At 31.4% G+C, this 10,663-nt stretch carries 11 protein-coding genes; 10 read left to right on the plus strand and 1 reads right to left on the minus strand.

Annotated features, from left to right (window positions below; genetic code table 11):
• The first annotated feature begins 44 nt into the window (after nt 1-44).
• The 6 genes from AADI82_RS10370 to AADI82_RS10395 all read left to right on the plus strand — a co-directional run bounded on the left by AADI82_RS10370 (nt 45) and on the right by AADI82_RS10395 (nt 6,534).
• Nucleotides 45-995, plus strand: a complete 951-nt coding sequence (locus tag AADI82_RS10370; protein WP_341216371.1) for a glycosyltransferase family 2 protein — start codon at nt 45-47, stop codon at nt 993-995.
• A gap of 112 nt (nt 996-1,107) precedes the next feature.
• A complete protein-coding gene (locus tag AADI82_RS10375) occupies nt 1,108-2,838 on the plus strand; it encodes a phospho-sugar mutase (protein ID WP_341216372.1) in 1,731 nt (576 codons plus the stop codon).
• Entirely contained in the window at nt 2,838-4,697 is a 1,860-nt protein-coding gene (locus tag AADI82_RS10380; RefSeq protein WP_341216373.1) for an ABC transporter ATP-binding protein, read from the plus strand. Before AADI82_RS10375 ends, AADI82_RS10380 begins: the two co-directional genes overlap by 1 nt.
• Before the next feature lie 282 nt (nt 4,698-4,979).
• Nucleotides 4,980-5,522, plus strand: a complete 543-nt coding sequence (locus AADI82_RS10385; RefSeq protein ID WP_341216374.1) for an RNA polymerase sigma factor — start codon at nt 4,980-4,982, stop codon at nt 5,520-5,522.
• A gap of 32 nt (nt 5,523-5,554) precedes the next feature.
• On the plus strand, nt 5,555-6,067 hold the full coding sequence (locus tag AADI82_RS10390; RefSeq protein ID WP_341216375.1) for a hypothetical protein: 513 nt from the start codon (nt 5,555-5,557) through the stop codon (nt 6,065-6,067).
• A gap of 5 nt (nt 6,068-6,072) precedes the next feature.
• Nucleotides 6,073-6,534 carry a sensor of ECF-type sigma factor gene (locus AADI82_RS10395; RefSeq protein WP_341216376.1) on the plus strand — a complete coding sequence of 154 codons (462 nt, stop codon included), beginning with the start codon at nt 6,073-6,075 and terminating at the stop codon, nt 6,532-6,534.
• Nucleotides 6,535-6,640: 106 nt separating this feature from the next.
• On the opposite strand, the gene AADI82_RS10400 is transcribed toward AADI82_RS10395, so the two are convergent.
• Nucleotides 6,641-7,687, minus strand: coding sequence for an oxidoreductase (locus AADI82_RS10400; RefSeq protein ID WP_341216377.1), 1,047 nt, complete (start codon nt 7,685-7,687; stop codon nt 6,641-6,643).
• A gap of 101 nt (nt 7,688-7,788) precedes the next feature.
• On the opposite strand from AADI82_RS10400, the gene AADI82_RS10405 reads away from it, so the two are divergent.
• From AADI82_RS10405 to AADI82_RS10420, 4 genes are all read left to right on the plus strand, one after another.
• The gene (locus AADI82_RS10405) at nt 7,789-9,003 is read left to right on the plus strand and encodes a methyltransferase domain-containing protein (RefSeq protein WP_341216378.1); all 1,215 of its coding nucleotides are present in this window, start codon (nt 7,789-7,791) and stop codon (nt 9,001-9,003) included.
• Nucleotides 9,004-9,125: 122 nt separating this feature from the next.
• On the plus strand, nt 9,126-9,665 hold the full coding sequence (locus AADI82_RS10410) for a dihydrofolate reductase family protein (RefSeq protein ID WP_341216379.1): 540 nt from the start codon (nt 9,126-9,128) through the stop codon (nt 9,663-9,665).
• Between the two features lie 39 nt (nt 9,666-9,704).
• Nucleotides 9,705-10,346 (plus strand): hypothetical protein, encoded by a 642-nt coding sequence (locus tag AADI82_RS10415; protein ID WP_341216380.1) that lies wholly within the window; start codon nt 9,705-9,707, stop codon nt 10,344-10,346.
• Between the two features lie 17 nt (nt 10,347-10,363).
• Complete coding sequence (locus tag AADI82_RS10420) at nt 10,364-10,579, plus strand: hypothetical protein (RefSeq protein ID WP_341216381.1); 216 nt, start codon at nt 10,364-10,366, stop codon at nt 10,577-10,579.
• Nucleotides 10,580-10,663 lie beyond the last annotated feature (84 nt).

Here is a 10,663-nt window from a genome sequence, read left to right on the forward strand (position 1 = left end):
AATAATTTCAGTATTTTTGAAGTGTAAAATTTTGAAACATATAAATGAATATATCTGTAGTCATACCACTACTTAACGAACAAGAGTCTTTAACAGAATTAAATGATTGGATTGCAAAGGTTATGCTATCCAATCATTTTTCTTATGAAGTTATTTTTATTGATGATGGCAGTACCGATGATTCTTGGCAGATTATTAGTAACTTATCTAACCAAAATAAACACGTAAAAGGGATACGTTTTTTAAAAAACTTTGGAAAATCTCAAGCACTTCATGCTGGTTTTGAAAAAGCACTGGGCGACGTTGTAATTACCATGGATGCCGATTTGCAAGATAACCCAGACGAAATTCCTGAGTTATACAACATGATTATAAATGATGGTTACGATTTAGTTTCTGGTTGGAAAAAGAAGCGTTACGATTCTGTAATAGCAAAAAATTTACCATCAAAATTATTTAATTGGGCAGCTCGAAAAACCTCTGGTGTTAAACTTAATGATTTTAATTGCGGCCTTAAAGCCTATAAACTTGATGTTATAAAAAATATTGATGTTAATGGCGAAATGCATCGCTATATTCCTGTACTTTCTAAAAATGCTGGATTTACAAAAATTGGAGAAAAAGTAGTGCAACACCAAGCCAGAAAATATGGCGAAACCAAATTTGGAATGGATCGTTTTATCCATGGCTTTTTAGACCTAATTACCATTTGGTTTTTATCACGTTTTGGCAAACGCCCTATGCATTTATTTGGAAGCTTAGGGTTTATTATGTTTGCTATCGGATTCGGATTTTCTTTCTATTTAGGTCTAGACAAAATATTTATAAACCCCATGGGTAGACTCATTACCCAACGCCCACAATTCTACATTGCATTATCTACCATGATAATAGGTACACAATTTTTTGTTGCTGGTTTTTTAGGCGAACTCATTTTACGTACCAAACAAAACAGAAAACGTTATTTAGTTAAAGACGAATTAAACTTCAATTAAACTATGTAACTAAAAGGTTATAGTTATAAAATTTTGTTTCTAAATTACAAAAACAATAAACTAACTAATGAATTGCTTATTTTTGCAATTGTGCAACTAATTAACGCTTAACATGATTCATATTAAACCAGAAATTTTAGAACGAATTAATACGTGGTTAACCCCAACTTTTGATGAAGAAACGCAACAAATTATAAAAGATAGAATTGCTAGTAATCCAGAAGATATTCAAGAAAGTTTTTATAAAGATTTAGAATTTGGAACTGGTGGAATGCGTGGTGTTATGGGTGTTGGCACCAACAGAATTAACAAATACACCCTAGGAAAAAATACGCAAGGATTAAGCGATTATTTGCACAAGTCTTTCCCCAACGAAACACCTAAAGCTGTAATTGCTTACGATTGCAGACATAATAGTAAATCTTTAGCAAAAGTGGTTGCCGATGTATTTTCTGCCAATGGTATTCAAGTTTATTTATTTGAAGATTTAAGACCTACTCCCGAATTATCATTTGCACTAAAACATTTAAATTGTCACTGTGGTATTGTATTAACAGCATCTCACAACCCTCCAGAATATAATGGTTACAAAGTCTATTGGCAAGATGGGGGACAATTAGTACCGCCACATGATGACGCTATTATTAATGTAATAAATCATTTAGACTATTCAGATATAAAATTTAAAGCCAATAACGATTTAATTCATTATATAGGCAAAGATGTTGATGATGCTTTTATTAACGCATCTGTAAGCAATGGCAGTTTCAATACGCCGCAATTAGCAAAAGACGATTTAACTATTGTTTTTACATCGCTTCATGGCACATCTATAACTGCAGTTCCAGAAACTTTAAAACGAGCTGGTTATAAAAACGTACATATTGTAAAAGAACAAGAAGTGCCAAATGGCGATTTTCCAACAGTTGCTTCACCAAATCCAGAAGAACCTGCTGCCTTAAAAATGGCGTTAGAATTAGCTAAAAAAGTAAATGCAGATATCGTTATAGGTACAGATCCAGATTGTGATAGATTAGGTATAGCTGTCCGTAACTCAGAAAACGAGTTACAATTGCTTAACGGTAATCAAACCATGTTAATGATGACCGAGTTCCTTCTTAAACAATGGAAAAAAGAAGATAAAATTAAAGGTAAAGAATTTATAGCATCAACAATAGTTTCTACACCAATGTTAAATAAACTTGCTGCATCTTACCATGTAGAAAGTAAAATTGTACTTACTGGTTTTAAATGGATTGCTAAACTAATTCACGACTTTAAAGATCTTAATTTTATTGGTGGGGGCGAAGAAAGTTTTGGCTATATGGTAGGCGACTTTGTGCGCGATAAAGATGCGGTAACCTCTACTCTTTTAGCCTGTGAAATTGCAGCACAAGCTAAAGCAAATAGCGGTTCGCTTTATAAAGAATTAATAGATTTATATGTAGCACATGGTTTCTATAAAGAACACCTCATTTCATTAACTAAAAAAGGTATTGAAGGGGCAGAAGCAATAAAACAAATGATGATTGACGCTCGTGAAAATCCTCTTAAATCTGTTAATGGTTCCAAAGTGGTTAAAGTTGAAGATTACCTATTATCGATTTCAAAAAACATGCTTACTGGAGAGGATTCTTTAATTGATATTCCAAAATCTAATGTACTCATTTATTATACAGAAGATGGAACTCAAGTTGCTTTAAGACCAAGTGGTACAGAACCTAAAATTAAATTCTATATTAGTGTAAATTCTACGTTAAGTTCTGCTTCAGAATTTAAAGTCGTAAATAAACAACTCGAGGCTAAAATAGCAGCCATTGTTAAAGATATGCAACTTAGCTAATGAATCATTTTATAAATATTCTAAAATATGCAAAACCTTATAAGCGTTATGCCATAGGACACATTATTTCTAATGTGTTTTTTGCTTTATTTGGCACACTATCATTCGTAGCGCTTAAGCCCATGTTAGATGTTATTTTTAAGAAAGATAACGTAGATCCATGTAGCGGAAAAGCTATAACTCAGATTGCTCCAAACGAACCTGTTTATTCTGGTTTAATGGAAATTGATAATTACACTAAAGATTTACTAGCCTACTATATGCACCAATTTACAGGAGGAGACAACTCAAAAGCATTAATATTTGTTGTTGGATTAATTGTAATTATGTTTTTACTTAAAAATATTTTTGGCTATTTAGCTAATTACTTTTTGGTATTTCTTAGAAATGGTGTCATTAGAGATATTAGAAATAATGTTTACAAAAAGACTGTAGAATTACCGCTTTCTTATTTTTCTGAACAAAGAAAAGGAGACATTTTATCGAGAGTTACCAGTGATGTTTTAGATTTGCAATATTCTTTCTTATCTGTTTTAGAGCTTATTGTTAGAGAACCATTAACTATAATTTTCACTATCGCAATAATGCTTTATATAAGCCCACAGCTTACCTTATTTATTTTCGTTTTTATTCCTATTATGGGATTTATCATATCGAAAATAGGAAAAAGTTTAAAACGAAAATCAGATCGTGTACAAAAAGAACAAGGTGTCTTTCTTTCTACATTAGAAGAAACACTAACAGGCTTGCGTATTATTAAAGGTTTTAGTGCAGAAGACAAGTTTTATAAAAGTTTTCAAGAATCAACAACACGATTTTATCACTTTTCAAACAAGCTTCTTAACCGTCAAAACCTAGCATCGCCAAGTAGTGAGTTTCTGGGTATTTGCATGATTGCTGTTATATTATGGTATGGAGGTAATTTAGTACTTGGCGGCGATACTAATCTAGATGGTAGCACTTTTTTAGTTTTTATGGGCTTATCCTATAATATTTTAACACCCGCCAAAGCTATTTCGAGAGCTTTATACAATATAAAAAGAGGTGGTGCAGCTGCAGAACGCATTCAAGAAATTATAGACACGCCAAACCCTTTAAAAGACAAAGAAAATGCTATTGAGAAAACAAGTTTTGACTCTGAAATAGAATTTAAAAACATTTCCTTTAAATATCAAGACGAATACGTATTAAAAAACTTTTCGTTAACCATTCCTAAAGGAAAAACAGTGGCACTTGTTGGACAATCTGGTAGTGGAAAATCTACTATAGCCAATTTAATAACACGTTTTTACGATGTAAATCAAGGGCAAATTTTAATTGATGGTATTGATATTCGCGACTTAACAACAAGTTCTTTAAGAGCGCAATTAGGTATTGTAACTCAAGATGCTATTCTTTTTAACGAAAGCATAAAAAATAACATAAAGTTAGGTAACGATAAGGCTACCGACGAACAAATAATAGAAGCCTTAAAAATTGCCAATGCCTGGGAGTTTGTTAAAGATTTACCCGAAGGTATTAATACTAACATTGGTGACTCTGGCAACAAACTCTCTGGCGGTCAAAAACAACGCTTAAGTATTGCACGTGCTGTATTAAAAAGTCCACCAATTATGGTTTTAGACGAAGCTACATCGGCACTCGATACCGAAAGCGAACGTTTAGTACAAGTTGCCCTAGAAAACATGATGAAAAACAGAACATCTATTGTAATTGCACATAGGCTATCAACCATCCAAAATGCTGATGAAATTGTTGTATTGAAGAAAGGTGAAATTGTTGAGCAAGGACAGCACAAAGATCTTATTGCTAAAAACGGCACCTATAAAAAATTAGTAGAAATGCAAAGTTTTGAATAGAAGCTACATCTGTAAAAACTAAAAAAGGATAGAGATTTGGGTTTCTATCCTTTTTTTTATTCATTGCTAGACTTGGGGACAAACTAGCAACATAAGTAGGTTTCTGATACAAACATAAATCAAAAAAAAAGACTACACAAGAAAAAATGCATTTAATCGTGTTTTAAATACACTTAATCGATAAAATACTAATTAAATACTTGATTATCAGTGTTTAAAAATATTAAAAAAATCCTATTAAACTTTTAGTATATTTAATAGTCTAACAAGCAAACTATTTCTTTGATTGACGACTCACAACTATTAGAACAATTAAAATCTGAAACCTATAAAGAAAAAGCCTTTAAAACCTTGCTTTCCCTTTATAAGGAACGTTTGTATTGGCACATTCGTAATATAGTTAAATCGCATGATGATGCTGACGACGTGCTACAAAACACCTTTATAAAAATTTATAAAAATATTAATAACTTTAAGGGAGATAGCAAACTGTTTTCATGGATGTACAGAATAGCCACAAACGAGTCTATTACTTTTATAAATAAAAATGCAAAACGGTTACAAATAACAAGTGAAGAAGTACAACAAATAGTTATAAATAATTTAACCACAGATGTTTATTTTGAAGGTGATGCCATTCAACTAAAACTGCAACAAGCTATTGCAACGTTGCCACAAAAGCAACAATTGGTATTTAATATGAAGTATTTTGAAGATATAAAATATAAGGATATGGCTGAGATTTTAGATACCAGCGAAGGCGCACTCAAAGCATCCTATCACATAGCAGTAAAAAAAATTGAAGGTTATTTAACTAAAGATTAAACCTTTTAAATACTAATGAGTCCAATAATTAAATGAAAAACAACAATTTACATAATATAAAATCATCAGGCTTTAAAACACCAGATAATTACTTCGAGTCTTTTAATGAAACGCTTTTGCCTAAATTAAAAGATAAATTAGAGCTTAATAAAGCGACAGGGTTTAAAGTTCCAGACGATTATTTTAAAACCGTTGATGATAATATTTTAAGAAACATTAATCCTAAAAAAGAAACCAAAGTAATCACCTTATTTTCATGGAGAAAAGTAGCTTATGCATCTGCAATAGCTGCAAGTTTAATATTTATGTTTAATGCCGTATTTAATATGAAAGATGAAGTGAATTTTAATTCTATAGAAACAGCATCAGTTGAAGACTATATTATAACCCAAGATATTAATGTATACGATATTGCTTCTTTATTAGAAGATGATGCCTTAGATGAAGTAAATTATACTGAATCCGATTTTAGCGAAAAAAATATTGAAACTTTTTTAATTAACAATTTAAATATTCAAGACCTAGAAAATCTTTATAAAGAATAAAACACATGAAAACTATCACACTATTTATATTCACACTTTTTATTTCTTTTAGCATACTTGCACAGGAAAAAAGAGGCGATAAACATGAAAAAATTAAAGCTTTAAAAATTGCTTTTATAACTGAAAAACTTGATTTAACTGAAAAGGAAGCACAACAATTTTGGCCTATTTATAATTTACATGACGATAATATTAATCAAATAAGACAAAAAAAATTACGTAAAATTCACTATGAAATTCGTCAAAACAAAGATGACTTATCTGAAAATCAAGCGGCAAATTTATTAAACCGGCTAACTACAGCTGAAAACAATATCCATAAAGAACGTCTACAATTAACTACTAAATTAAAGAGCATAATTTCAGCAAAAAAAATAATTTTGCTTAAAGTTGCTGAAGAAGAGTTTAAGCATAAAATGCTAAAGCAATTTAAAATGCGACGTCAAAAAGAAGGAAAAAGGAATTAGGAAACTAAAATTTATTCTGAACTTGTTTCAGAATCTCAACAAACTAAATAATATTAATAATTAGAAACATAAACAAGTTCAATTTAACAAAACACTATTAATGTTTTTATTCTTTAAACGTTAACTTAGAAATCCTACCAACACCAGCGGCATAAGCTATACTATCATTTAAAAACCGAAGCGTATAAAACCCCTCATCACTTAAATGTTTCCAAATATTTCCAGAATCATTGCTGTAATCAATACCCTTAAAACCAATGGCAACTAATTCCTTCCCCGCTCTATTTGGTATATATTGTACACAACTTCTATAACCTAGGTTTTCATTTTGTGCCACCAACTGCCATGTTTTTCCGCCATCGGTTGTCCTTATTTTATTGGCAGCATGATCTTCTGGTTTGGTATAATCTCCACCAATGGCAAATCCATGTAATGCATCATAAAAATCAATAGAATAAATACCTTCTGTTTCCTTTTCTTTAATTATGGGCGTATCAAACACCTCCCAAATTTTCCCTTTATCTGGCGAATAGTAAACCCGTCCTGCTGTAGTAACAACCCATGTTTTATCCTCTATAATGGCAATATTGGTATTACTGGCAGCAAAAGCGCCTTCATTCTCTTTCCCTTTTGGTAAATCATCGCAAGACACTTTTGTCCAAGTAGTTCCACCATCACGAGTAATAATTATGCTTAAACATCCACCTACTGAATCTCCAATGGCAATACCTTCATTATCATTCCAAAAAGTCATGGCATCATAAAAAACGCCTTCGGCAGCTTCTTCGTAAACCAATTCCATTTTTCCATTAAGTCCAGTTTTAAACAAAAACGCTGGGTTTTCAATACTCAGCATGAAAAAATCCTCTTTGGTGTGTGCCACAGATCTAAAATGCAAATTAAAAGAATCTTTATGTTGTATGGATGTTTGCCATAATTCATTTTTAGGATTGTAAAGTCCAAAAACACCATTATTGGCAGCAAAAGCCAAACTTTTATCATCAAGTATATCAATGGCTCTAATACTCAACAACGAATCCTCAAAAATAGTTTCAATTTCAACCTTAGAAAAATTCCTCGGTTCAAACTTTCTTTTTTCTCCACAAGAAAACAAAAACAACAAAACACAAAAATTGGCAAAAAACGATTTCATAAATACAAATTTGCAAGAAAGATAAGTCTATTCACTCAAAAAATAAAAACATTCGTGTATTCCTAGCATTTAGTGTAACTTTGCAGCCTTATTTATATACGATGCGATTACACAGAAATTTATGCTTTGCAGTTATTGATGGTTTAACCTTAATTTTTAACGAAGGAAAGTATGCCGATAAAGTTATTCAACAACTTTTAAAACGCGATAAACGTTGGGGCGCACGCGATAGAGGTTTTGTTGCCGAAACAACTTACGATATGGTACGTTGGAAACGTTTATATGCTGAAATTGCAGAGGTTAAAGAACCTTTTGATAGAGATAATCTGTGGCGCATGTTTGCTGTATGGGCAACTTTAAAAGGTATAAAACTACCCGATTGGAAATATTTTGAAGGCACACCTTTACGCAAAATAAAAGGACGTTTTGATGAGTTATCGAAAATTAGAAAATTTAAAGAATCTATTCCAGATTGGATGGATACTTTGGGAGAAAAAGAATTAGGAAATACGGTTTGGACTAAAGAAATAGCTGCTTTAAACGAACAAGCCGATGTTATTTTAAGAGTAAACACCCTTAAAACCACTAAAGAGAAATTACAAGAAACTCTATTTGATTCTGAAATTGAAACTGAGTTTTTATCAAATTATCCGAATGCTTTAAAACTAAAAGAACGCGCCAATGTATTTTCTACCGAAGCTTTTAAAAATGGTTGGTTCGAAGTACAAGATGCTTCATCGCAATTAGTCGCTGAGTTTTTAAATGTAAAACCAGGAATGCGTGTGGTTGATGCTTGTGCTGGTGCAGGAGGTAAAACCTTGCACATAGCTTCTTTAATGGAAAACAAAGGGCAAGTTATTGCTATGGATATTTACGGCAATAAATTGAATGAATTAAAAAGACGAGCCAAACGAAATGGTGCACACAACATTGAAAATCGTGTTATAGAGTCTACTAAAGTGATTAAAAAATTGTATGATAAAGCAGATCGTGTTTTAATTGATGCACCCTGCTCTGGCTTAGGTGTTTTACGTAGAAATCCAGATGCTAAATGGAAATTACAACCCGATTTTATTGAAAAAATAAAAACCACACAACAAGAGATTTTACAACAATATTCTAAAATGGTTAAAGCTGGGGGACAATTAGTTTATGCAACGTGTTCGATACTACCATCTGAAAACCAAGAACAAGTAGCTGCCTTTTTAAAATCGGAAGGTGGAGAAAATTTCACCTTAGTTAAAGACAAAAAAGTACTAGCTCACCAATCTGGATTTGACGGATTTTATATGGCGTTATTGGAGCGTAAAGCTTAAATCCAATTGTTTTTATGTCATTCTGAAGAGTACCAAAGTGCGACGTGAGAATATCAAAATTAATTTTTACTTTTATAAGAGATTCTGAAAACTAGTTCAGATTAATGAAAGCATGCCTTTATATGAAACCGAAAAACATCGTATTCCTCGGGAAAAGCATTGACAATTATATCGCTGGCAAGAATGGAGAACTAGATTGGTTAGACATGATTCCAAATCCAGACCAACTAGATATGGGTTATAACACCCTCATGAATGAAGTTGATGCCATTATTATGGGCAGAACCTCGTTTGAAACCGTTCTAGGTTTTGATATAGAATGGCCTTATACCAAACCCGTATTTGTCTTAAGTCATTCACTTAAAACAATTCCTGAAAATTTAAAAGACAAGGTTACTTTATTGAATGGAAATGAAACCGATGTTTTAAACACTATTCACAAAAAAGGATTTAACAACTTATACATTGATGGTGGCAAAGTAGTTCAAAATTTTTTAAAGCACGATTTAATTGATGAATTACGCTTAACCACCATTCCTATTATTTTAGGTGATGGTATTCCGTTGTTTGATGTGTTACCCATGTCATTAGAGTTTGAGCATGTTAAAACAGAGGTGTTTTATAACCAGATTGTACAGAGTTGTTATAAAAGAAAAAGATAAAATTCATGTTTATTCTAAAATTAGATTTAGCTTTATGGTATGGAAATAACTGATTTAATAACTAAAATAGAAGAAATCGAAAAACTATGTTCATATGAAGATCATATGAAAGATGAAAAAGCCAATACTTTCTATTTGCTTTCACTCCAGTTTGTTAGAAACTACATAGGAATTGATACTGAGTTTTACAATGCTTTAAAGAAATACCCAAAAAGATACGCGGACGAAAGTTATGAAAAAAATATAGTAACCAATTCTGTTCTAAGTTCAATTAAAGAGTATCTTAATCTCAATCTTGAACTTGGAAAAAGTCATACCTATAACATAAAAGTTGATATAATTAGTGATTTCTTAAATCAAGCAATTAATTTGGCCAATGATAAAAAATTTCATCCAGCAGCAGCTGCAATTCTACTTGGCGCATCGTTAGAAGAGTTTTTAAAGCAAATATCAGAAGAAAAAAAAGCGGATTTAACCAATATCAAAAAGACCATCGATCCAATTTCCAAAGAGCTCTATAGACTTGAAATAATTACTAAGCAAGATTTGAAAGATATAACTTCTTGGACTGGTTTAAGAAATGATGCCACTCATGGTAACTTTGATGATGTCAATGACAGGAAGAGAGTATTAAATGCAATTGAGGGAGTAAATCTGTTTATGAGAAAATATAGTATTTAAAAAATATTTATAAGATAATGGATAATTTAAAAATAGGAGATAATATTTTTCACAAATCAAACTCCTCAATAGCATGGACAGTCGAAAAAATTGAAAATGACAAAGTTTTTTGTTCTACTTTAATTAAAGAAACTCTTGAGCAAAAGAAAGAAATTTTTCTAATGACATCAATTGAAAAATGTGCTAAACCTAGTTTTATTTCTGGAGGAAAAACAAGAAGTAATCATTACTAAATTAGGTCAAACATTAGTATTTTATATCATGACAACTGATTTAAAATCCCACCTCTCAAACCTCCTAAACGAGACCATTACAAA

Source organism: uncultured Wocania sp., from assembly GCF_964021735.1.
GTDB lineage: Bacteria > Bacteroidota > Bacteroidia > Flavobacteriales > Flavobacteriaceae > Wocania_A.

What these genes read in the sequence shown, in the direction of transcription:
- AADI82_RS10370 (WP_341216371.1), top strand. Translation starts at nt 45, where the DNA reads ATGAATATATCTGTAGTCATACCACTACTTAACGAACAAGAGTCTTTA.
- AADI82_RS10375 (WP_341216372.1), top strand. Translation starts at nt 1,108, where the DNA reads ATGATTCATATTAAACCAGAAATTTTAGAACGAATTAATACGTGGTTA.
- AADI82_RS10380 (WP_341216373.1), top strand. Translation starts at nt 2,838, where the DNA reads ATGAATCATTTTATAAATATTCTAAAATATGCAAAACCTTATAAGCGT.
- AADI82_RS10390 (WP_341216375.1), top strand. Translation starts at nt 5,555, where the DNA reads ATGAAAAACAACAATTTACATAATATAAAATCATCAGGCTTTAAAACA.
- AADI82_RS10395 (WP_341216376.1), top strand. Translation starts at nt 6,073, where the DNA reads ATGAAAACTATCACACTATTTATATTCACACTTTTTATTTCTTTTAGC.
- AADI82_RS10400 (WP_341216377.1), bottom strand. Translation starts at nt 7,687, where the DNA reads ATGAAATCGTTTTTTGCCAATTTTTGTGTTTTGTTGTTTTTGTTTTCT.
- AADI82_RS10405 (WP_341216378.1), top strand. Translation starts at nt 7,789, where the DNA reads ATGCGATTACACAGAAATTTATGCTTTGCAGTTATTGATGGTTTAACC.
- AADI82_RS10410 (WP_341216379.1), top strand. Translation starts at nt 9,126, where the DNA reads ATGAAACCGAAAAACATCGTATTCCTCGGGAAAAGCATTGACAATTAT.
- AADI82_RS10415 (WP_341216380.1), top strand. Translation starts at nt 9,705, where the DNA reads ATGGAAATAACTGATTTAATAACTAAAATAGAAGAAATCGAAAAACTA.
- AADI82_RS10420 (WP_341216381.1), top strand. Translation starts at nt 10,364, where the DNA reads ATGGATAATTTAAAAATAGGAGATAATATTTTTCACAAATCAAACTCC.